The organism is Streptomyces ochraceiscleroticus (genome assembly GCF_000720485.1).
Lineage (GTDB): Bacteria > Actinomycetota > Actinomycetes > Streptomycetales > Streptomycetaceae > Streptomyces > Streptomyces ochraceiscleroticus.
In genome coordinates this window covers 152,018-171,944 of sequence record NZ_JOAX01000009.1, presented here as the reverse complement: position 1 = coordinate 171,944, position 19,927 = coordinate 152,018, and the positions used below count along the sequence as shown (strand labels likewise).

23 protein-coding genes are annotated in these 19,927 nt (G+C 72.8%); 16 read left to right on the top strand and 7 right to left on the bottom strand.

Annotated elements, in window-relative coordinates:
* Nucleotides 1-89 precede the first annotated feature (89 nt).
* The 3 genes from IG84_RS0114410 to IG84_RS0114400 all read right to left on the bottom strand — a co-directional run bounded on the left by IG84_RS0114410 (nt 90) and on the right by IG84_RS0114400 (nt 1,824).
* Complete coding sequence (locus tag IG84_RS0114410; RefSeq protein WP_031056046.1) at nt 90-506, bottom strand: CBS domain-containing protein; 417 nt, start codon at nt 504-506, stop codon at nt 90-92.
* Between the two features lie 80 nt (nt 507-586).
* Complete coding sequence (locus IG84_RS0114405) at nt 587-1,147, bottom strand: hemerythrin domain-containing protein (RefSeq protein ID WP_031056043.1); 561 nt, start codon at nt 1,145-1,147, stop codon at nt 587-589.
* 281 nt (nt 1,148-1,428) lie between these two features.
* Nucleotides 1,429-1,824, bottom strand: a complete 396-nt coding sequence (locus IG84_RS0114400) for a DUF2267 domain-containing protein (protein WP_031056040.1) — start codon at nt 1,822-1,824, stop codon at nt 1,429-1,431.
* Between the two features lie 176 nt (nt 1,825-2,000).
* On the opposite strand from IG84_RS0114400, the gene IG84_RS0114395 reads away from it, so the two are divergent.
* From IG84_RS0114395 to ku, 4 genes are all read left to right on the top strand, one after another.
* Nucleotides 2,001-3,545 (top strand): FAD-dependent oxidoreductase, encoded by a 1,545-nt coding sequence (locus IG84_RS0114395; protein ID WP_031056037.1) that lies wholly within the window; start codon nt 2,001-2,003, stop codon nt 3,543-3,545.
* Between the two features lie 102 nt (nt 3,546-3,647).
* Nucleotides 3,648-4,688 carry an NAD-dependent epimerase/dehydratase family protein gene (locus IG84_RS0114390; RefSeq protein WP_031056032.1) on the top strand — a complete coding sequence of 347 codons (1,041 nt, stop codon included), beginning with the start codon at nt 3,648-3,650 and terminating at the stop codon, nt 4,686-4,688.
* Nucleotides 4,689-4,872: 184 nt separating this feature from the next.
* On the top strand, nt 4,873-5,286 hold the full coding sequence (locus tag IG84_RS0114385) for a DUF2795 domain-containing protein (protein ID WP_031056029.1): 414 nt from the start codon (nt 4,873-4,875) through the stop codon (nt 5,284-5,286).
* A 242-nt stretch (nt 5,287-5,528) separates the two neighbouring features.
* The gene (gene ku, locus IG84_RS0114380; RefSeq protein ID WP_031056027.1) at nt 5,529-6,443 is read left to right on the top strand and encodes a non-homologous end joining protein Ku; all 915 of its coding nucleotides are present in this window, start codon (nt 5,529-5,531) and stop codon (nt 6,441-6,443) included.
* Nucleotides 6,444-6,476: 33 nt separating this feature from the next.
* On the opposite strand, the gene IG84_RS0114375 is transcribed toward ku, so the two are convergent.
* Nucleotides 6,477-7,634, bottom strand: a complete 1,158-nt coding sequence (locus tag IG84_RS0114375) for an FUSC family protein (protein ID WP_037800258.1) — start codon at nt 7,632-7,634, stop codon at nt 6,477-6,479.
* On the bottom strand, nt 7,634-8,563 hold the full coding sequence (locus IG84_RS0114370; RefSeq protein WP_051861709.1) for an SDR family oxidoreductase: 930 nt from the start codon (nt 8,561-8,563) through the stop codon (nt 7,634-7,636). Before IG84_RS0114370 ends, IG84_RS0114375 begins: the two co-directional genes overlap by 1 nt.
* Nucleotides 8,564-8,820: 257 nt before the next feature.
* Here IG84_RS0114370 and IG84_RS0114365 point away from each other — a divergent pair, with 257 nt between their 5' ends.
* Genes IG84_RS0114365 through IG84_RS0114320 form a run of 10 tightly spaced genes read left to right on the top strand, consistent with a single transcriptional unit; the run spans nt 8,821 to nt 13,987 of the window.
* Nucleotides 8,821-9,129 (top strand): gas vesicle protein GvpO, encoded by a 309-nt coding sequence (locus IG84_RS0114365; protein ID WP_063761796.1) that lies wholly within the window; start codon nt 8,821-8,823, stop codon nt 9,127-9,129.
* Between the two features lie 2 nt (nt 9,130-9,131).
* Nucleotides 9,132-9,578 carry a gas vesicle structural protein GvpA gene (locus tag IG84_RS0114360; protein ID WP_031056020.1) on the top strand — a complete coding sequence of 149 codons (447 nt, stop codon included), beginning with the start codon at nt 9,132-9,134 and terminating at the stop codon, nt 9,576-9,578.
* Nucleotides 9,578-10,330: a GvpL/GvpF family gas vesicle protein gene (locus IG84_RS0114355; RefSeq protein WP_031056018.1), complete on the top strand. Its 753-nt coding sequence runs from the start codon at nt 9,578-9,580 to the stop codon at nt 10,328-10,330. Before IG84_RS0114360 ends, IG84_RS0114355 begins: the two co-directional genes overlap by 1 nt.
* Complete coding sequence (locus tag IG84_RS0114350; protein ID WP_031056016.1) at nt 10,330-10,578, top strand: gas vesicle protein GvpG; 249 nt, start codon at nt 10,330-10,332, stop codon at nt 10,576-10,578. The genes IG84_RS0114355 and IG84_RS0114350 overlap by 1 nt, the downstream gene beginning before the upstream one ends.
* A gap of 22 nt (nt 10,579-10,600) precedes the next feature.
* On the top strand, nt 10,601-11,197 hold the full coding sequence (locus tag IG84_RS41165) for a hypothetical protein (protein ID WP_031056012.1): 597 nt from the start codon (nt 10,601-10,603) through the stop codon (nt 11,195-11,197).
* Nucleotides 11,190-12,176 carry an SRPBCC family protein gene (locus tag IG84_RS0114340; protein WP_037800255.1) on the top strand — a complete coding sequence of 329 codons (987 nt, stop codon included), beginning with the start codon at nt 11,190-11,192 and terminating at the stop codon, nt 12,174-12,176. Before IG84_RS41165 ends, IG84_RS0114340 begins: the two co-directional genes overlap by 8 nt.
* Before the next feature lie 11 nt (nt 12,177-12,187).
* On the top strand, nt 12,188-12,574 hold the full coding sequence (locus IG84_RS0114335; RefSeq protein ID WP_031056007.1) for a gas vesicle protein: 387 nt from the start codon (nt 12,188-12,190) through the stop codon (nt 12,572-12,574).
* Nucleotides 12,571-13,458 (top strand): GvpL/GvpF family gas vesicle protein, encoded by an 888-nt coding sequence (locus tag IG84_RS0114330; protein ID WP_245659352.1) that lies wholly within the window; start codon nt 12,571-12,573, stop codon nt 13,456-13,458. Before IG84_RS0114335 ends, IG84_RS0114330 begins: the two co-directional genes overlap by 4 nt.
* Nucleotides 13,455-13,706 (top strand): gas vesicle protein, encoded by a 252-nt coding sequence (locus IG84_RS0114325; RefSeq protein ID WP_051861708.1) that lies wholly within the window; start codon nt 13,455-13,457, stop codon nt 13,704-13,706. Before IG84_RS0114330 ends, IG84_RS0114325 begins: the two co-directional genes overlap by 4 nt.
* Entirely contained in the window at nt 13,703-13,987 is a 285-nt protein-coding gene (locus tag IG84_RS0114320; RefSeq protein WP_031056001.1) for a gas vesicle protein K, read from the top strand. The genes IG84_RS0114325 and IG84_RS0114320 overlap by 4 nt, the downstream gene beginning before the upstream one ends.
* 90 nt (nt 13,988-14,077) lie before the next feature.
* Here IG84_RS0114320 and IG84_RS0114315 read toward each other — a convergent pair whose 3' ends face one another.
* Both IG84_RS0114315 and IG84_RS0114310 read right to left on the bottom strand, forming a co-directional pair.
* Entirely contained in the window at nt 14,078-14,635 is a 558-nt protein-coding gene (locus IG84_RS0114315; RefSeq protein WP_031055999.1) for a hemerythrin domain-containing protein, read from the bottom strand.
* Nucleotides 14,636-14,736: 101 nt separating this feature from the next.
* Nucleotides 14,737-16,554 (bottom strand): glycoside hydrolase family 15 protein, encoded by a 1,818-nt coding sequence (locus IG84_RS0114310; protein WP_031055998.1) that lies wholly within the window; start codon nt 16,552-16,554, stop codon nt 14,737-14,739.
* Between the two features lie 161 nt (nt 16,555-16,715).
* Here IG84_RS0114310 and IG84_RS0114305 point away from each other — a divergent pair, with 161 nt between their 5' ends.
* Nucleotides 16,716-17,525 (top strand): SAM-dependent methyltransferase, encoded by an 810-nt coding sequence (locus tag IG84_RS0114305; RefSeq protein WP_031055995.1) that lies wholly within the window; start codon nt 16,716-16,718, stop codon nt 17,523-17,525.
* Complete coding sequence (locus IG84_RS0114300; RefSeq protein ID WP_063761795.1) at nt 17,522-19,654, top strand: putative bifunctional diguanylate cyclase/phosphodiesterase; 2,133 nt, start codon at nt 17,522-17,524, stop codon at nt 19,652-19,654. Before IG84_RS0114305 ends, IG84_RS0114300 begins: the two co-directional genes overlap by 4 nt.
* Nucleotides 19,655-19,927: the final 273 nt, after the last annotated feature.

The following is a 19,927-nucleotide window of genomic DNA, read 5'->3' as shown; positions in this document are numbered from 1 at the left end:
GCCGGCGCCCGTACGTGCGTGCGCCCGCCGGTGACACCGGTACGCCCGGCCGTACGGGCGGGCGTACCAGGGACCGGCGGGCCGGCGCTTCAGTCCGTCGAGAGCGCTTCGAGAAGGTCCCCGGCCTTCGGGTCGGGCAGCGCGCGGGCGACGTCCGCCAGCGCGACCATGCCGACGAGGCTGTGGCCGTCGATGACGGGCAGCCTGCGGACCTTGTGGTGCGCCATGGTCGCGAAGATCTCCTCGGCGCCGTCGTCGGCGCCGATGGTGACCGCTTCGCCCTGCGCCAGCTCGCCCGCCGTGGTCTTCTCCGGGTCCTTGCCGGCCCCGAGCACCTTCACGACGATGTCGCGGTCGGTCAGCATGCCCTTGAGCTTGTTGTCCGTGCCGCAGATCGGCAGGGCTCCGACACCGAGCGAGGTGATCCGCCGGGCGGCCTCGAGGACGCTGTCCTCGGCGCCGATGCACTCCGTGCCGGGGGACATGATGTCGCGTGCGGTAGGCATATGACTGCTCGTCTCTCCTCGTTGACGTAGGTGACGTGGCTGACCCAGGCGACGTGGGTGGGGTACCTGCTGGGCCGTGCTTACTTCTTGCCGCGCCCGGTGACGAAGTCGCGGGCCCGGTCGACCAGCCCCGCGCCGGGGGCCAGCAGCTTGTTCGCGGGCGGCGTGGTCGGGGACTTGGGGTGCGGGCGGGTGGGCGCCGACTTCTTCGCGCTGCGGATCTTCTCGCCGAGCGCGTCCAGCTCCTCCTGCGGGCAGGCGGCCTTCAACTGCGGGAAGAGCCGGCCCTCCTCGTCCCTGACGTGCTCGGTGACCTCGGTGCGTAGCTTGACGACGAGGTGGTTGAAGTCGGGGTGCTCGGCGTCGGTCTTCTCGAGCTCCTTCAGCAGCTCCTCCACGCGACCGTGGTCGGCGATCTCCTTGTCGGCGAGCGCGTTGCCCTCGGGCAGGTGCTTGCGCACCGCCGGGTACAGGTGCTGTTCCTCGGCCACCGAGTGCCGGACCAGCTCGATCGTCAGGTGGTCGGCGAGGCTCTTGCGCTCGTCCGAGCCGGGTGTGCTGCTCTCGATCTGCTGGAAGAGCTCGGTCACCTCGCGGTGGTCGGTGGTGAGTTCTTCGATGACGTCGCCGCCGTGACCCATGAGTGCTGCCACCTTTCGCGCAAGCGGCGCGGCCGGACCCTCCGGGCGCCATCGGACGAGTTCCCGTTACCTCAGTCCCGTAACGCCGCAACTCGACCGATCGGGCAGGATTGGGCCGAATGGCTCACATTCATTCATTTCCACACAGGGGTGCCGTACAGGGGTGCGCGCCGGGCCGGTACGACGGTCCCGGCCCGGCGCTTTTCCCATCCCCATGGAGCCCATGGCCCGGCGCACGAGTGCCATGCCACGGCGCGGCCAAACGTCCCGGAAAGAGCGGATTACGCGGTGGGGGTCAGATCGGCGCGGCCGAACAGCAGCGCGTAGCCCCGGGGAAGCTGCGCCAGCACCCGTTGCAGCAGCTCCTCGCCCAGGTGGCCGCCGATCGCGGTGAGGACGGTGCTGGCGTCCCAGCGCGCGGTGGCGTGCGTGGCGCCCTCCGTGCGGGCCGCCACGCTGTCCACGAATTCGCACGCGGTGCGGGGCCGCTCGTCCCTTATCCCGCCGGCGAGGTACCGCCCGGCCTCGGGCGGCACCGACTTCAGGAACGCGCGCCGTTCCTCGCCGGTGAGCTGGCCCACGAAGGCCGCCAGCACGTGCTGGACCGCCCGCTCGGCCTCCGCGAGGGTCCGGTAGCGCCCCGAGGTCCGCACCGCCGCGAGCAGATCGCCGCCCATGATGCCGCCTCCTCACCCGGGTCGCCCCCTCCCATGGTCCGGGTCCCGGCGGAACCCGCAACACCGGACGGGCCCCGGCGATCGCACCGCCCCCCCGGCGGCCGCTGTCCCACCGTACGGGCGCATCACCGGAACGGCAGGCTTCGGTCAGGGCCGGCAGGGGCACCCGTCCCCGCATGTCCCACACTTCAGACCTTCCCGGCATCGACGAGTCGTACTGGATGGCCAGCGCGCACACCACCTCGTACGCCCCGCTGACCGAGGACACCGAGGCCGACGTCACGGTGATCGGGGGCGGCATGGCGGGGATGAGTACGGCGTGGGAGCTGTCCCGCACGGGGCGCCGCGTCGTCGTCCTCGAAGCGGACCGGATCGCCGCCGGCGTCACGGGTTACACCACCGCCAAGCTCACCGCGCTGCACACGCTGGTCTACGACAAGCTGCGCCGCACCCGCGGCGGCGGCGCTGCCCTGCAGTACGCGGTCTCCCAGCAGGGCGCCGTCGAACGCGTCGCCGAGGTCGCGCAGGAGCTGGGCATCGACTGCGAGCTGGAACGCTTCCCCGCGTACACCTACGTCCGCGACCCGGCCGGCACCGACCCGCTGCGCGCGGAGGCCGACGCGGCGCGGGAGGCGGGCCTGGCCGCCGCCTACGTCACCGAGACGGGGCTGCCGTTCGACGTGGCCGGGGCGGTGCGCGTCGAGGACCAGCTGCTCTTCCACCCCCGCAAGTACCTCCTGGCGCTCGCCGAGGACCTGCGGGAGCACGGCGGCCAGGTGTATGAACGCACCCGTGCCACTGGGTTGCACGAGGGCGCGCCGTGCCGGGTGACGACCGAGACCGGTGCGACGGTCACCTCCCGTGAGGTGGTCGTGGCCACGCACTACCCGGTGTTCGACCGGGCGCTGCTCTTCACCCGGCTCTCGCCCCGCCGGGAGCTGGTGGTCGCGGCCCCGATCGAGGCGGACCGCGACGTACAGGGCATGTACATCACCGAGGAGGAGGGCAAACGCTCGGTGCGCACCGCGCCGTACGGCACCGACCGGCGGCTGCTCGTCGTCACCGGTGAGCAGTTCCCGCCCGGCACGGGCGACGCCGTCGCGGGGTTCCGGCGGCTGGCCGAGTGGACCCAGCGGCACTTCCCCGGTACGGACGTCGCCTACCGGTGGGCGGCCCAGGACAACGACTCCACCGACACGGTGCCGCTGATCGGGCCGTTCCACCCCGGCGCCCGGCACACCTACGTCGCCACCGGCTTCGGCGGCTGGGGGCTCAGCGGCGGCGCGCTGGCCGGGCGCCTGATCGCCGGGCTGATCAGCGGGGATCCGCCGCCGTGGGCCGCCCTGTACGACCCGCGGCGGCTGTGGGGCCCGGTCCGCGAGGCGCCCGCGTTCCTCAGCCACCAGGCGAAGGTCGCCCAGCACTTCATCGGCGACCGGCTGCGCACCACGCACGTCGACTCCGTCACCGACATCCCGCCGGGGACCGGCGCGGTGGTACGGGTCGGCGCCCGGCGGTGCGCGGTGTACCGGGACGAGGACGGCACGGTACAGGCGGTCTCGGCGCGCTGCACCCACCTGGGCTGCCTGGTCGCCTTCAACGCGGCGGAGACGGCGTGGGAGTGCCCCTGCCACGGGTCGCGGTTCTCCACGGACGGCACGGTGCTGAACGGCCCCGCGCTGCACCCGCTGGAGCAGCTCGACGTCGGCTCCGACGTGTAGCGGCGTCGGCCCGACGTGTAGCGGCGGGCGCGCGAGGGCACCCGGGACGGGCACCGTCCACCCGCCGGCGCGGCGCGCCCGCGGCAGGAGAGGAAGCAGCTCATGAGCAGTGCCCCCGAGCGGCGGGTCGTGGTGACCGGCGCCACCGGAAACGTCGGCACCAGCGTGGTCCGCATACTGAGCGAGGATCCGCAGATCGACGTGGTCCACTGCATCGCGCGCCGCACGCCGCGCGACGCACCGCCGAAGACCACCTGGACCGCGGCCGACATCGCGGACGAGGAGTGCGATCTCGCGGCGGACTTCGCGGGCGCCTCGGCCGTCGTGCACCTCGCCTGGGCCTTCCAGCCCACCCACCACCCGCCGCAGACCTGGCGCACCAACGTCCTCGGCTCCCTGCGGGTCTTCGAGGCGACGGCCCGGGCCGGGGTGCCGGCGCTCGTCCACGCCTCCTCCGTTGGGGCCTACTCCCCCGGCCCCAAGGACCACAAGGTGGACGAGTCCTGGCCCACGCACGGCTGGCCGGACGCCGCGTACTGCCGCGAGAAGGCGTACCTGGAACGGGTCCTGGACGGATACGAGCGCGAACACCCCGACATGCGCGTGGTGCGGATGCGTCCGGCGTTCCTCTTCAAGGAGGAGTCGGCGTCCGAGCAGCGCCGGATCTTCGGCGGGCTCGCGACGCCCGCGCCGGTCGGCAAGCTGGCCCGCCCCGGGCTGCTGCCGTTCCTGCCGGACGTGCCGGGCCTGCGCTTCCAGGTGCTGCACACCGACGACGCGGCCCGCGCCTACCGGCTGGCCGTCCTCGGCGACGCGCGCGGCGCCTTCAACCTCGCGGCCGAGCCGCCGGTGGACATGCCGTTCCTGGCACGGCTGCTGAAGGCCCGTACGGTACGGATGCCCGCGGCGGCCGCCCGGGCCGCGCTCGGTACCGGCTGGCGGCTGCGGCTGGTACGTGCCTCGCCGCACCTGTTCGACGCGGTGCTGGGGCTGCCGCTGATGGACTGCGGCCGGGCGCGCGAGGAGCTGGGCTGGCGGCCGGAGAGCACCGCCGCCGAGGCGGTGGGCGCGCTGCTGAGCGGCCTGCAGAAGGCAAGCGGCGCGCCCACGCCGCCGCTGTCGAGCACCCCGAAGACCGCCTGAGCGGCCGCCGTCCGGGCCGTCGTCCGGGCCCGCTGCGCCGTTGGGCCGAAGCTGATCATTTCGGGTTTCCGGTACCGCGGCGACGGGCACTCCGGAGGCGCCGCGGCAGGTCCGCGAGGTGCCGCGCGCGCCCCGGACGGCCTGGCGGCACGCAGCCCACAAGCACCGACCTCTGGAGGAAGACATGGCCGAGAAGGGGAGCGGGCCGGACAGCCCGCTGCAGGACGACGAGGTGAAGAAGCGCCTGGAGGGCGAGCTGCGGGCCAATCGTGGCATCCGGGTGGAGGAGGAGCACGAACCCGAGCCGGCGGGCGAGGACCAGCCGGCGGTGCGCCGCTCGCCCGAGGGGACCCTCGAAGGCGGCACGCCTCCGGGGATGTCCGCCGACGACGTGGAGATCCGGTCGGACCTGGCCCGCCACCTCGACCCCAGCATCTACCCCGCCGACCGGGCCACCGTGCTGGACTCCCTGCGGGACAACAACGCGCCGGACCGTGTGCTGGCGCGGGCCGAGGACCTCCCCGGCGGGCAGCAATTCGCCAATGTGCAGGACATCGCCCGGGCGCTCGGCCTCGGTGTCGAGGAGCGCCGTACCTGACCTCGCGTGGGGCGGCCCGGCGCGGCCGTCCTTCCCCCGGCAAGGGTTGCGCCGGGCCGGATTCTCCCCTCCGGCCCGGCGGTTCCCATCTCTCCCATGACCGGCCGCTCGGCCGGGAAGCCGAGTGCCACGCTCCTGGGAGCCCAAACCTCCACCCTCCCCCGGTGTGCTCCGTACGGCGCACACCGGGATGCGGACCCCACTGGTACGGGGTGCGATGGGAGGCGAGGAGGTGGCGGTACGTGGCACATGCTGTCTGGGCCGGTGCGCTCTCGTTCGGGCTGGTCTCCCTGCCGGTCCAACTGGTGACCGCGACGGAGAGCCACACGGTCCACTTCCACCAGCTCCAGCGCGGCACCTCCGACCGGGTGCGCAACAAGCGGGTCAACGAACGCACCGGCAAGGAAGTCGCGTACGACGACATCGTCAAGGGCTATGACGCCGGAGACGAGTACGTGCTCGTCGAGCCGGAGGAGCTGGACGAGATCGCGCCGGGCCGCTCCAAGTCGCTGGAGATCACCGGCTTCGTCGACCTGGACGCGGTCGCGCCGATCTTCTTCGACAAGACGTACTACCTCGCGCCCAAGAGCAAGGAGTACGCCAAGGTCTACGGCCTGCTGCGGGAGGCGCTGGCGAAGGCGAACAAGGCCGGCATCGCCACCTTCGTGATGCGCAACCGCGAGTACCTCGTCGCCGTGAAGGCCGAGGACGACATCCTCGCCCTGCACACGCTGCACTGGGCCGACGAGGTCCGCGACCCGCACAAGGAACTGCCGACGCTGCCGGGGCGCACCAAGCCGGACAAGAAGGAGCTGGACACCGCGGTCCAGCTCATCGACGCGCTGTCCGTCGACTGGGACCCGGACGAGTACCACGACACGTACCAGGAGAAGGTGCAGCGGCTCGTGGAGGCCAAGCGCACCGGCGAGACGGTGGAGAAGGCCGAGCCTGCGCCGAAGGCGACCAACGTCATCGACCTGCGCGAGGCCCTGCAGGCCAGCGTGGACCGGGCGAAGGGCGGCAGCTCCGGGGGCGGCACGAAGAAGCGCGCCCAGAAGAGCACGAAGAGCCGGTCGGGCCAGAAGACCCAGCAGAGCCATAAGGCGCCTCAGAAACAGAAGACCCCTCAGAATCAGAAGAAGAAGAGGGCTTCCTGACGCCGCCTCGGGGCTCCGCCGACCGGCCCCTCCTCACGCCGCCCGGGACTTCAGCGCCAGTTGCGGTCCGAGCGCGTAGAGCAGCCGCTGCATCTCCGCGACCAGGCCGCCGAGCGAGACGGAGGAGTCCCCGTCCAGCTCCGGCAGCCAGTCCTTGAGCCGGCCGTGCGCCTCCCACGCGCGCTCCAGGTCCGCGGCCCGCCGGCCCTCGCGCTCCTTCTCCGGCCCCTCATCGAGCAGGTGCAGGTCGTGTTCGCAGACCTCCCCCGCCGCGTCCAGCACATCGGCGGCCAGGCCGAGCGCGCCGGACGGCGGCGGAGCCAGGTCGTTACGGTCGGGGGCCGCCTCGCGCAGCGTCCGGGTGAGCGTCTTGAGGTGCTCACTGATCCCGTCCCAGGTCTCGTCCCAGTCCGCCGACGGCGCCGCGCGGCCGCGACGGCGCAGCCGGTAACCGGGGTTGAGGCGGTAGCTCTCCTGGTCCCAGCTCCGCGCGGTGTGCAGGTCGGTGACGGCGTTGGCGAGCCGCCGGGCCCGGTCCTGCCAGGTCTCGGCGTCCTGGTGGCTGTACCCCTCGTCGCCCGCCTCCCGCAGCCCGTCGGCGATGGTGTGCAGCAGGTGGGCGCTGTCCCGCGGCAGTGTGTAGAGCATGTGCCGCACGCTGCGGGCGTGCACCGGCGGGAGGACCAGGGCGTTCACCGTGATCCCGATGGCCGCGCCGATGACCGACTCCAGCAGCCGGTGCCCGATGTCGTACAACGAGTACGAGCCGTAGGCCAGCACGAACAGCGCCGTCGTGGACGCGTACATGCCCTGCTGCCCGAAGCGCGCGTAATTGCCCAGCAGGACCGTGAGCGGCAGGGCGAGCACCATCGCGGCCATCTTGTTGCCGGTCAGCGTCGCCGCGCCCGCCGCGATGACCGTGCCGGCCGCGATCACCGCCAGCTGCTGCAGCCCGGACCGCACCGACCGGTAGACGGTGCTCTCCACCAGCACGACCGCCGTCCACGGCGCCATCAGCGCCATCGGCGCGCCCCACCACCAGCCCGTCACGGCCCAGGCGAGCGCGGCGGCGGCCGCCGCCTTCAGCGACTGCACCGCCGCGTCCCGTTCGGGCCCCGGGCCGGTCACCGCGCTGCGCGCGGCGCGCAGGACGGCGGCGGCCTCCCACCCGATCCAGCGCCACCAGCCCATCAGGGCAGCGGGGTGCCGCCGGTGGCGTTCACGATCTCGGCGGTGATGAACGAGGCGTGCTCGGACGCGAGGAACACATAGGCCGGCGCCATCTCGGCGGGCTGTGCCGGGCGGCCCAGCGGCGCCTGCTTGCCGAACTCCACGGTGTCCGGCATCGTCGCCGGGATCAGCGGCGTCCAGACGGGCCCCGGAGCGACGGCGTTCACGCGGACGCCGTCGGAGGCAAGCATCTGGGCGAGCCCCTGCGTGAAGGTGACGATGGCGCCCTTGGTCGTCGCGTAGTCCAGCAGGTGCGGACTGGGCTTGTAGCCCTGCACGGACGTGGTGTTGATGATCGAGCCGCCCCTGGGCATGTGCGGCAGCGACATCTTGCACAGCCAGAACATGCCGTAGAGGTTGGTGCGCAGCACCCGGTCGAACTGCTCGGTGCTGATGGCCTGGATGCCGTCCGGCTGGGACATCTGGTACGCCGCGTTGTTCACCAGGATGTCGATCCGGCCGAACTCCGCGACCGTCCGCTCCACGAGCCGGCGGCACTCGGCCTCCTCGCGGATGTCGCAGGAGACCGCGACGGCCTTCCGGCCCGCTTCCTCGATGAGCCGGGAGGTCTCGCGAGCCTCGTCGGCCTCCTCGGGCAGATGGGTGAAGAGCACGTCGGCGCCCTCGCGCGCGAAGGCCAGCGCCACCGCGCGGCCGATGCCCGAGTCGCCGCCGGTCAGCAGTGCCTTGCGGTCCGTCAGCAGGCCGCTGCCGCGGTAGGAGTCCTCACCGTGGTCCGGTGGCGGGTCCATCGGACCGGTCCAGCCGGGGTGCTCCTGCTCCTGCGCGGGAAAGTCGGGCTGCGGGTGCTTCTCCCTGGGGTTCTGCGGCTGCCCCTTCCGGGCGCCGCTCCCCGCGTCGTCGTGGTGGTCGTGGGGTTGCGCGGCCACTGATGCCTCCTGCTCCGCATTGACCGTGGACCGGATTCGTTGGACAGCCGTCCCCTTCGGCTGGTCGCCGGGTCCCCCGCCCGGCGGGCCTCAATCCATCATCGGGTCGCCCGTGAAGATCGGCGACCCGGCACCGGGACGGGCGGTAGGAACCGGCGGGGGCACATGGGTTTCCCCTCGCCCCTTAGCGGTACTCGGTGCGACACGGACTTCCCGGCGGAGACGCCCGGACGGAGAAGCTCCACAGAGATGACTTCATGACGCACAAAGCAACGACACCGGATGAAGGCGACGGCCGGGGCCCCGCGAAGGGCCTGGCACTGCCCGAGCTGATGCGCGCGGCGCGCGCCCAGCTCGCCGAGCTCACCGGACTGCACCCCGAGACCGTGACCCGGTTCGAGCGGACCGGGGACGGCTGGCTCCTGGAAGCGGAAGTACTGGAGCTCGCCAGGGTGCCCGACACGATGAGCCTGATGGCGCTCTATGAGCTGACCCTCGATGAGGAGGGGGTGCTCACCGGGTACCGGCGCGTCGGCCGCTACGAGCGCGCGAAAGGAAACCCGTAGAGATGACTGTGGTTCCCGCTCAACAAGAAGGAGGCAGCCGAGGCGGTGGTGGCACCAGCGGACTGTACGACGTACTGGAGCTGGTGCTGGACCGCGGACTGGTGATCGACGCGTTCGTGCGCGTCTCCCTGGTCGGCATCGAGATCCTCAAGATCGACGTACGGGTCGTGGTGGCGAGCGTGGACACCTATCTGCGGTTCGCCGAGGCGTGCAACCGGCTGGACCTGGAGTCCGGCCCCAAGAAGGAGCCCGGCCTGCCCGACCTGGTCGGCGAGATCACCGAGTCCGGCGCGCGCGGCAAGAGCAAGGGCGCGCTCTCGGGCGCCGCCGAGACCTTCGCCGACGCCATCGGCCAGGGCCGGGAAGCGGCCTCCGGCAGGTCCGGCGACGAAGAGCCGCGCCGCCCGCGGCGCACCGCCACCAGCTCCCGCAAGAAGGAGGAGAGCTGATGACGACCTATATCTACGGCATCGCGCACGCCGACCACCCCGCCCCCGAGAAGCCGGTACTGGGCGTCGGCGACCCGCCGCGCCCGGTGCGGATCATACGGGCCGGCGAGCTGGCCGCCGTGGTCAGCGACTGCCCCGACGGGCTGCGCCCCAAGCGCCGCGACCTGCTGGCCCACCAGCACGTCCTCACCGAGACGGGCAACGCGGGCGCGGTGCTGCCGCTGCGCTTCGGCTCCCTCTCGACGGACGACGACGCGGTGCGCGGCGCACTCGGCGAGCACACCGAGCACTACAAGACGCAGCTCGCCGAGCTGACCGGCCGCGTGGAGTTCAACGTCAAGGCGGCGCACCGCGAGGAAGCCGTGCTGCGGCTCGTCGTCGACGACGAGCCGGAGGTCCGCCGCCTCACGGAGGCCCTGCAGGCGTCCGGCGGGGGCGATTACCCCGAGCGGGTGCAGCTGGGCGAGCTGGTGGCCAATGCCGTACGGGCCCGCGAGGTGCACGACGCGCACACGGTCGAGCGGGCCCTGGCACCGCTGGCGGAGCAGTCGGCACCGGGCCCCGAGGGGACGGGCTGGCTGGTGAACCTCTCGTTCCTCCTGCCGCGGACGGAGACCGCGCCCTTCACCGAAGCGGCGCACCGGCTCGCCGAGGAACAGCCGCAGCTCGAGCTGCTGGTGAACGGTCCGCTGCCGCCGTACAGCTTCGTGCGCCCGGCCCAGCCGGCCGCCGAACACGCGAGCCGCGGCTGATGGGCCTGCTCAAGGAAGTACTGCTGCTGCCCGCGGCGCCGGTGCGCGGCACCGGGTGGGTACTGCGCCAGCTCGTCGCCGAGGCGGAGCGGCAGTACCACGATCCCGGGGTCATTCAGCACGAACTGCGGGCACTGGCGCAGGAGTTGGACGACGGCCTGATCGACGAGGCGGAGTTCGACCGGCGCGAGGACGAGCTGCTGGACCGGCTGGAGGCAGCGCGGGAACAGCGGCACCGAGGACTGTGAGAAGGACGAGGAGACGGTTGAGATGAACAACCGGGCGGCACTGGCACTGGCCGTCGCAGGCGGATACGTACTGGGCCGCACGAAGAAGGCGAAGCTCGCCCTCAGCGTCGGCGGCGTGGTCCTGGGACGGCGGCTGCAGCTCGACCCGCAGCGGCTGCTGGGCCTGGTGGACGAGCGGCTGAAGGCCGACCCGCAGCTCGCGGAGCTGCGCGACCAGTTGCGGGACGATCTGGGCGGAGTGGGCCGCGCGGCGGCGAGCGCGTTCGTCAGCCGTCGCATCGACGGACTGGCGGACAGCCTGCACGCGCGCACCGCGGGCGTCCAGGAACGGCTCGGCAGCGGTGCGGAGGAGACGCGGGCCGAGGACGACGAGCCCGCCCCGCGGGAGGAGCCGGAGGAGCGGGAGGACGAGCCCGCCCCCGAGCCCACACCTCGCAAGAAGGCCACCAAGGCGACGCCGGCCGCCCAACGGGCCCGGCGCGCCAAGAAGGCCGCAACGGAGCGGACGGGTACGGCCAAGTCCGGGGCGACGAGGCCCGGTCCCCGGACCGCCGCCAAGCCGGCCGCCAAGCAGTCCGGGAAGCAGTCCGGCCGGAGCCGGGAGCGTACCGATGGCTGACCAGAAACAGGGCGGCACCACCGCCCTCCTCAAGGAGAGCATCGCCCGCAGCCCGGCCACCGACCGGCTCAAGGAGGAGGCCACCGCGTTCGCCGCGGCCCAGGCCCAGCGGCTGCTGATCGCCGGCGGCCGGAAGCTGGGCGCCGCGACGACCCGGCTGCAGGACATGGCCGAGGGCAACGGCCCCGGGATCGGCCTCAGCCTCGGCCGCGGTCTCGGCCGGCTGGTACGCGGCGGCAGCGGCGGCAGGCGGACGGGCACCGGGACCGGACGGTTCGTCACCGTCGTCGAGGACACGGATGTCGGGGTGCCGCTGCGCACCGCGTACGACCAGTGGACGCAGTTCCAGGAGTTCAGCTCCTTCGCCAAGGGCGTGCAGGACGTGGAGCGCACCGGCGACACCACCTCCACCTGGCGCGCCAAGATCCTCTGGTCCAGCCGCAGTTGGGACGCGACCGTCACCGAGCAGCTACCGGACCGGCGCATCGCCTGGTCGGCGCAGGGCGCGAAGGCGTCCGTCAAGGGTGTGGTGACCTTCCACGAGCTGACGCCGGACCTGACCCGCGTCCTGCTGGTCATCGAGTACTACCCGAAGGGCCTCTTCGAGCGGACCGGCAATCTGTGGCGTGCCCAGGGACGGCGGGCCCGGCTCGACCTCAAGCACTTTCGCCGCTTCGTGATGCTGCGCGCCGAGGCGACCGACGGCTGGCGCGGCGAGATCCGCGACGGTGAGGTCGTCGAGTCCCACGAGGACGCGGTGGCCCGCGAGGAGGACGAGGGGTCGGCCGACGCGTACGCGTACGAGGACGAGGTAGCGGAAGACACCGGCACGGAAGAGGAAGACGAAGAGGTCGAGGGCGACACCGGGGCCTACGAGGACGACGAGGAAGAGGCGTACGCCTACGAGGACGAGGAAGAGGACGAGCCCACCGACGAACCTGCCGACGAGTCCGAGCTCGAGCCGGAACGGGTGAGGTGAGCGCGTACCCCATGTCCTACCCCGCTCCCGGCGCCGGCGGCGGCGCCAACCTCGCCGACATCCTCGAACGCGTCCTGGACAGGGGCGTGGTGATCGTCGGCGATGTCCGGATCAATCTGCTCGACATCGAACTGCTGACCATCAAACTGCGGCTGATCGTGGCCTCGGTGGAGCGCGCCGAGGAGATGGGCATCGACTGGTGGCGCGACGACCCGTCGCTGTCGTCCGGCGCCCGCCGCAAGGAACTGTCCCAGGAACGCCGGGACCGGAACCGAGAACAACGTGAACTAGCCCGCGAAAACGCCGAGTTGAAGGAACGCCTCGCCGCTCTGGAGAGCCGCGAGGAGGCCGCCCGGGAGGAACGGGCTCTGGAGGAACGGAAGGAGGAGTCACCGTGACCACGCGCCAGGACGGCCGGCTGACGTACGCCTACGCCGTCCTTCACCGCGGCGCCCGGCCGCCCGCCGGCCTGCTCGGCATCGGGGACGCGCCCGTGCGCACCGTGGCGGAGGGGTCGCTGGCCGCGCTGGTGTCCGACGTGCCCGCCGCGGAGTTCGACCAGCCAGGGGTACACGACCGCCTGGAGGACCTGACGTGGCTGGAGGCGACCGCGCGGGCGCACCGGGGGGTCGTGGACGAGACCGCGGCGGCGGTCGGCGTGCTGCCGCTGCGGCTGGTCACGGTGTACCGCGACGAGGACGCGGTCCGGGCCGCGCTGGCCGCGCACACGCAGCGGTTCGAGCGGCTGCTGAGCCGGCTCGAGGGCCGGCTGGAGTGGGGCGTGAAGGCGTACGCCCAGCAGCTCCCGGACGACCGCAAGCCGGGTGACCCCAAGCCGAACGGCCGCAAGCCGCCCGAGGCCGAATCCGGGCGGGAGTTCCTGCGGCGGCGGCTGCGGGACCGCAAGGCCGGGGACGCCGCGCTGCACGAGGCCGACGGAATGGCCCGGGCGGTGCACGACGCCCTCGCGCGTACCGCCGAGCACAGCCGGCTGCACCGCCCGCAGGACGGCCGGCTCGCCGAGGCCGTCGCCGCGTCCGGCGCACCCGACGCCGCCGGCCGCGCCCCGGCCGGCGCCCGCCCCGCCGTCTCGCGCGGCCCGAATCTCCTCAACGGCGCGTACTTGGTACGCCGCGAGGAAGCCGGCACGTTCGCCGAGCGGGTCGGCGAGCTGGCGGCCCGCTCCCCCGCCCTGCGGATCGAACTGACCGGCCCCTGGGCCCCGTACTCCTTCACCGACCTGGCGGACGCGGACGACGAGGCCGGACGGAGCACGTCATGAGCACTCCCGCCGCCGGCCCGCAGGCCCCCGTCGCGCTGATCGATCTGCTCGACCGGCTGCTCGCCGGTGGCGTGGTGATCGCCGGCGACCTCACCCTGCGCATCGCGGACGTGGATCTCGTTCGGGTCGATCTGCGCGCCCTGATCAGCTCGGTGAACGAGAACGTCCCGTCGCCGTTCGCCGAACTCGGCCCGGACGGGGCGGGAGCGGCGGAACCGGTGTACGTGGAGGAGGCGAGGCTACCGTGAGCAGGCGCGTGGAACTGGACGAGGAGAGCGTCGAGCGGGACCTCGTACGACTGGTGCTGACCGTCGTGGAGCTGCTGCACCAGCTCATGGAGCGGCAGGCGCTGCGCCGCGTCGAACAGGGCGACCTGTCCGAGGACCAGGAGGAGCGCATGGGCACGACGCTGATGCTGCTGGAACGCCGGATGGACGAACTCTGCGCCCGCTACGACCTGGGCCGCGACGAACTCAACCTCGACCTGGGCCCCCTCGGCTCCCTCCTCCCGCGGGAGGAGGACAGGTAAGAGCGGTAGTACGGCGGCCCCGCCGCGAGGGCGGGGCCGCCTGTGAGTGCGCAGACGTTCCGGTACGGATCAGTTCTTGCCCAACGTGGGTCAGCTCTTGCCCATCGCCGCCCGTATCGCGTCCTTCGTGCGGTCCACCACGGAGGCCACCGGGGTGACGAGGAGGTTCGCCGCCGCGGACTCGGCGCCCGGGTGCGGGTGGGTCGGCGCCACCGCTTCGGCGGCCTTGACCGCCTTGGCCAGCCCCTCCAGTCCGCGCCGGTCCGAGACCGCGCGCAGGTGGGTGAACTCGGACTTTTCCTCCGCCTCGGCGTGCGCCCGGATGTCCTGGCTGACCGCCGCGAACTTCTCGTGGAACTCGGAAGAGTCGACGTCCAGGTCCTCCAGCCGACTCAGCGCCTCCTTGGCGCTCTTCTCCTCCGCCGTCCGGTCCTTGATCACCTGTTCGCCGCCCTCGACGTGGTCGCGGACATAGGGGTGGACGACTTCTTCCTCGGCCGTCTCGTGCACGGCGAGCAGGCGCACCACGCGCTGGAACGCGTGCTTGCGCTCCTCACCCTTGTGGTTCACGACGTCGTCCAGGAGGCGGCGGATCTGCTGATGCTGCTGCTCCAGCAGCTCCACGACGTCCTGCTGCTTCTCGGCCATGTGCGGGCCCCTCTCGTCTCGTCGTGTCTCGTCGTGCGGGACCCCGGCCGGGTACCCCGCCGACGGCCCCCCGAGACGGCGGGAACCGGCCTCGCGCGGCCTCACATGGCGCTGCGGTCCGCGCCGGCCGCCGCGAGGTCGAACGCGGAGTTGACCAGGGCGACATGGGTGAACGCCTGGGGCACATTGCCCAGTTGGCGGCCGGCCGTGCCGTCCCACTCCTCGGCGAACAGGCCCAGGTCGTTGCCGAGGGCCAGGGTGCGGGCGAAGAGGGCGCGGGCCTCGGCGTGCCTGCCGGTGGCGAGCAGCGCGTCGGCGAGCCAGAACGAGCAGGCCAGGAAGGCGCCTTCGGTACCGGGCAGCCCGTCGCCGGAGACCCCCTCGCAGGCCCCACTGTCGGGCCCGCCGTCCGAGTAGCGGCGCAGGAATCCGTCGTGGTCCAGCTCGGTGCGTACGGCGTCCACCGTACGGATCACACGCGGGTCGTCCGGGGGCAGGAAGCCGGTTTTGACGATGAAGAGCGTGGCGGCGTCCAGCTCCCGGCTGCCGTAGTGCTGGACGAAGACGCCGCGGTCCGCGTCGTATCCGTGCGCGCAGACGTCGGCGTGCACGGCGTCGCGCAGCGTCCGCCAGCGCGCGAGGGGCGCGGGCAGGCCCGTCTTCTCGGCGAGGCGTACCGCCCGGTCGGCGGCCACCCACGCCATGACCTTGGAGTGCACGAAGTGGCGGCGGCCGCAGCGCATTTCCCACAGCCCTTCGTCCGGCTCCCGCCAGCGCTGCTCCAGCGCGTCCATCAGAGTGCGGAAGAGGGTCCAGACCCGGCGTTCCATGGGGATGCCGGCGGCCTGGGCGAGGTACAGGGTGTCGGCCACCTCGCCGTAGACGTCCAGTTGGAACTGGTCGACCGCCGCGTTGCCCAGCCGGACCGGGCCCGAGCCCTCGTAACCGGGCAGCCAGGGCGCTGTGGACTCCGGCAGCCGGCGCTCGCCGGCCAGGCCGTACAGGGTCTGCAGGTCCGCGGGGTCGCCGGCGATGGCGCGTACCAGCCAGCGCCGCCAGGCGGCCGCCTCCTCGTGGAAGCCGCCGCGCAGCAGCGCGGAGAGCGTCATGCTGGAGTCCCGCAGCCAGCAGAAGCGGTAGTCCCAGTTGCGCGGCGCGCCGATGGCCTCGGGCAGCGAGGTGGTGGGCGCGGCGACGATGCCGCCGGTCGGGCGGTACGCGAGGGCTTTGAGAGTGATCAGCGAGCGGACCACGTCGGGGCGCCACTCCCCCTCGTACCGGCAGGTCGCCGCCCAGCGCTGCCAGCTCTCCGCGGTATCCCGGAGGGCGCGCTCGGGGTCGGTGACCTGGACGCTGCGCACGTGTGAGGGCTGCCAGGTGAGGACGAAGGGGACCCGGTCGCCGGCCCGGACGGTGAACTCCGAGCAGGTGGCACCGTCGGTGCCGAAGGTGTGCACGCCGGGCGGCACGCGCAGCCAGCCCGAGTCCGGCCCTGCGGTCGCGATGCGGTGGTGGCCGGTGCGGCGCACCCACGGCAGGACCCGGCCGTAATTGAAGCGCAGTCGCAGCGCGCTGTACATCGGGACCTCGCCGGACAGCCCTTCGACGATGCGGATCAGCCGGGGCGCCCGGTCGCGCGGGGGCATGAAGTCCAGGACGCGGACCGTGCCCCCGGGGGTCTCCCAGAGCGACTCCAGGACCAGGGTGTCGCCGGTGTAGCCGCGGCGGGTGCAGTGCCGGGGCGGGCCGGCCGGGGCGATCCGCCAGTGGCCGTGCCCGTCGGTGCCGAGGAGGCCGGCGAAGGCGGCGGGTGAGTCGAAGCGGGGCAGGCAGAGCCAGTCGACCGAGCCGTCCCGGCCGACCAGGGCGGCCGTCTCCAGGTCGCCGACGATCCCGTAGTCCTCGATGCGTCCGGGCATGGTCCGTCCATTCTCGGGAGGCCCCGCCGACCTCGCGAGCCGCGGACGCCTGGACGCGTACACGGTGGGCAGTGCATCCGCTTGCACGCCCATGGCCCCGATATGAGAATTATGTGAAGCTCTGAGGCTGAATTCCCTGCCCGGTGCGGAAAGGGTCAGTGATGCAGCGGTCTTCGTCGTGGGTGCCACCGGGAACAGACCTGGACCGCCCGAACGCCGCCCGGATCTACGACTACTTCCTGGGCGGCTCGCACAACTTCCCCGCCGACCGCGAGATGGCCCGCCAGGCCATCTCCCTCTGGCCCGATCTGCCGATGATCATGCGGAGCAACCGGGCTTTCCTGCGCCGCGCGGTGCAGTATCTGGCCGGGGAGGGCATCACCCGCTTCCTCGACCTGGGCTCCGGCATCCCCACCTTCGGGGCGGTGCACGAGATCGCCCAGGAGGTACACCCGGAGACCCGAGTGGTGTACGTCGACATGGACCCGGTCGCCGTCGCGCACAGCAGGCTGCTGGTGCGGGACGACCCGCACGTCGAGGTCGTCGAGGCGGACGTGCGGGACCCGTACGGACTGCTCGCCCAGGCCCCCGTCGCCGAGTTGCTGCATCCGGGTGAGCCGGTGGCGGTGCTGCTGGTCGCGGTGCTGCACTTCGTCTCGGACGAGGCGGACCCGCCCGGCATCGTCGCCGCGCTGCGGGACGCGCTGCCGCCGGGCAGCGCGCTGGCCCTCTCCCACGCGTCGCTGGAGGGCCGCCCCGACCAGGCCGGCGCGCACCAGGAGCTGTACGCCCGTACTCGGACCCCGCTCACCATGCGCTCGCGGGCGCAGATCACCGCGTACTTCGACGGCTTCGAGCTCGTCGATCCGGGGGTGGTGTACCTGCCCGAGTGGCGGCCCGAGACACCTGACGCGGTGGGGCCGCACCCGGAACGGATGACGGGCCTGGCAGGCGTGGGGCGTCGCCCGTGACGGAGCCGGAGCGCGGAGCGTCCGCACACTTCGAGGAGTCCTGGGCCGCGCTGCTGCGGGAAGGGCTGGGGCTCACGGAGCAACCCGGAGCGCGGCAGCGGCTCACCGCCCGGACCGCCGAACTGCTGCGCCAATCCTGGCAGGGCGACCCGGTGTGCACGGTCGCGGCCGAGGAGGCCGGGACGCTGCTGGTCGACGCGCACTACACCGACCCCTCGGTACTGGCCCGCGCCGTCGAGCTGCTGCACGCGCACCCGGTGCCGAAGGACCGCGGGCCCGTCGTGGCCGGCGCCTTCGCGGCCGGGTGGGCGGCGGCGCTGCGCGAGCGGACGCTGCGGGACCAGGAGGAGATCCGGGCCGCCGCCGACACCGCGCGGCAGATGGCCGAGCGGTCCCTGCGGGCGACCGAGGCCCGCTTCCGCGCGCTGTTCGAGAACGCCCCGATCGGCATCGGCATCGGCGATCTGCAGGGCAATGTCCTGGAGGTCAACCGGGCGCTGCTGGACATCTTCGGCGGCCGCGTCGAGGAGCTGCGCGGCCGCCGGATCACCGATCTGGTGCACCCGGAGGACGAGCCGGGCACCTGGCAGGCGTACGACGAGCTGATCCGGGGCGAGCGGGAGCGTTTCGAGTGCACCAAGCCGTACTACCGGAAGGACGGCGAAGTGGTCTGGACGCACCTGACGTGCTCGCTGATCCGGGACGAGGAGCTGGTGCCGCGCTACCAGGTGGCGCTGATGGAGGACATCACCGACCGGTACCGGCTGGAGGAGCGGCTGCGCCACCAGGCCACCCACGACATGCTGACCGGGCTGCCCAACCGGGCGGCCTTCATCGACCGCCTCGAACGGCTCTTCCGGGCGCCCCTCCCCGACGCCCGGTTCGGGATCTGCTACCTCGACCTGGACGGCTTCAAGTTCGTCAACGACAGCCTGGGGCACGCGGCCGGTGACGAGCTGCTGGTCGCGGTGGCGCGGCGGCTGGAGAACGCGATGACGCCGCTGGGGCATCTCGTGGCGCGGCTGGGCGGCGACGAGTTCGTGATGCTGCTGGAGCACTCCCGGGGGCAGCAGGACGCCGTGACGGTGGCGAAGGCCGCGCTGGCGGCGCTGGCCACCCCGATCCCGGTCGCCGAGCGGCGGCTGTCCGTGCGGGCCAGCGTGGGCGTACTGGAACGCTCGGTGGCCACGACCACGCCGGAGGCCGCGGTGCGCGCGGCCGACCTCACGCTGTACCGGGCCAAGGAGGCGGGCCGCGGCCGGTGGACGCTCTTCGACCCGGGCCACCACGCGCGCGAGGTGACCCGCTACGCGATGTCGGTGCGGATGCCGGCGGCGCTGGAGCGGGGCGAGTTCTTCGTGGACTACCAGCCGCTGTGCACGCTCTCGGACGGCTCGCTGGCCGCCGTGGAGGCGCTCGTACGGTGGCGGCACCCGGACTTCGGCGTGCTGAGCCCGGACGATTTCATCGCCACCGCCGAGCAGACCGGGATGATCATGCGGCTGGGCCGCTGGGTCCTGGAGGAGGCGTGCGGGCAGGCGGCGGAGTGGGTGCGCCGGTTCGGGCCCGCGGCGCCGCAGGTGAACGTCAACGTCTCCGTCCACCAGGCCAGGGACGCCCGGCTCGCGGCCGACATCGGCAGGGTGCTGCGCTCCACCGGACTGGACCCGAGGCGGCTGCAGCTCGAGATCACCGAGAGCGCCATGATGCGAACCGACGACGACTCGATGCCGACGCTGCGCAGCCTCGCGGACACCGGCATCACGCTCGCGGTGGACGACTTCGGCACCGGCTGGTCACCGCTGGGGTACCTCAGCGAACTCCCGGTCTCCGGGCTGAAGATCGCCGGGTCGTTCCTCGCGGACACGCACCGGCCGGAGGCCGCCGCGCGGCAGAGCTGGCGGGTCATCGAGGGGCTGGTCTCGCTGGCGCGGGCGCTCGGCCTGAAGGTGACCGTGGAGGGCGTGGAGACGGCGGCCGACGCGGAGCGGCTGCGGGCCATGGGGGGCGACTGGGGCCAGGGCTGGCACTTCGGCCGTCCCGCGCGCCCCGGCGAGATCACCCGGCGGATCACCGAGGAGCTGCGGCGCGCGGCCCCGCACGAAGACGCCGAGTACTACAGCGAGTGACCAAGGCCAGCTCATTTCACGATACTTTAGGTAATTCATCCGCTTTGCCTTGACTGTCGGTGAGGATGCTGCAAATCTGAAGCCCTGGCTCCGTTTTCTCAGGACGGAGCGGACCGCTCCCCAGCGGACCGCACATGCCAGTCCCCGCGCCGTTCGCGGCGCTCGGGAGGGACCGGCGGCAGGGATGTCCCGCCGCACCCAGCCCCTCCCCGTCACCCTGAGGCTGTGCCCGGGCCGGCCCCGTCGGCCCCGCCACCGCCTCTTCACCCGGGC

Coding starts and splice junctions, on each gene's coding strand:
- IG84_RS0114410 (WP_031056046.1), bottom strand. CDS start 506: ATGCCTACCGCACGCGACATCATGTCCCCCGGCACGGAGTGCATCGGC.
- IG84_RS0114405 (WP_031056043.1), bottom strand. CDS start 1,147: ATGGGTCACGGCGGCGACGTCATCGAAGAACTCACCACCGACCACCGC.
- IG84_RS0114400 (WP_031056040.1), bottom strand. CDS start 1,824: ATGGGCGGCGATCTGCTCGCGGCGGTGCGGACCTCGGGGCGCTACCGG.
- IG84_RS0114395 (WP_031056037.1), top strand. CDS start 2,001: ATGTCCCACACTTCAGACCTTCCCGGCATCGACGAGTCGTACTGGATG.
- IG84_RS0114390 (WP_031056032.1), top strand. CDS start 3,648: ATGAGCAGTGCCCCCGAGCGGCGGGTCGTGGTGACCGGCGCCACCGGA.
- IG84_RS0114385 (WP_031056029.1), top strand. CDS start 4,873: ATGGCCGAGAAGGGGAGCGGGCCGGACAGCCCGCTGCAGGACGACGAG.
- IG84_RS0114375 (WP_037800258.1), bottom strand. CDS start 7,634: ATGGGCTGGTGGCGCTGGATCGGGTGGGAGGCCGCCGCCGTCCTGCGC.
- IG84_RS0114365 (WP_063761796.1), top strand. CDS start 8,821: ATGACGCACAAAGCAACGACACCGGATGAAGGCGACGGCCGGGGCCCC.
- IG84_RS0114360 (WP_031056020.1), top strand. CDS start 9,132: ATGACTGTGGTTCCCGCTCAACAAGAAGGAGGCAGCCGAGGCGGTGGT.
- IG84_RS0114355 (WP_031056018.1), top strand. CDS start 9,578: ATGACGACCTATATCTACGGCATCGCGCACGCCGACCACCCCGCCCCC.
- IG84_RS0114350 (WP_031056016.1), top strand. CDS start 10,330: ATGGGCCTGCTCAAGGAAGTACTGCTGCTGCCCGCGGCGCCGGTGCGC.
- IG84_RS41165 (WP_031056012.1), top strand. CDS start 10,601: ATGAACAACCGGGCGGCACTGGCACTGGCCGTCGCAGGCGGATACGTA.
- IG84_RS0114340 (WP_037800255.1), top strand. CDS start 11,190: ATGGCTGACCAGAAACAGGGCGGCACCACCGCCCTCCTCAAGGAGAGC.
- IG84_RS0114335 (WP_031056007.1), top strand. CDS start 12,188: ATGTCCTACCCCGCTCCCGGCGCCGGCGGCGGCGCCAACCTCGCCGAC.
- IG84_RS0114325 (WP_051861708.1), top strand. CDS start 13,455: ATGAGCACTCCCGCCGCCGGCCCGCAGGCCCCCGTCGCGCTGATCGAT.
- IG84_RS0114315 (WP_031055999.1), bottom strand. CDS start 14,635: ATGGCCGAGAAGCAGCAGGACGTCGTGGAGCTGCTGGAGCAGCAGCAT.
- IG84_RS0114310 (WP_031055998.1), bottom strand. CDS start 16,554: ATGCCCGGACGCATCGAGGACTACGGGATCGTCGGCGACCTGGAGACG.
- IG84_RS0114305 (WP_031055995.1), top strand. CDS start 16,716: ATGCAGCGGTCTTCGTCGTGGGTGCCACCGGGAACAGACCTGGACCGC.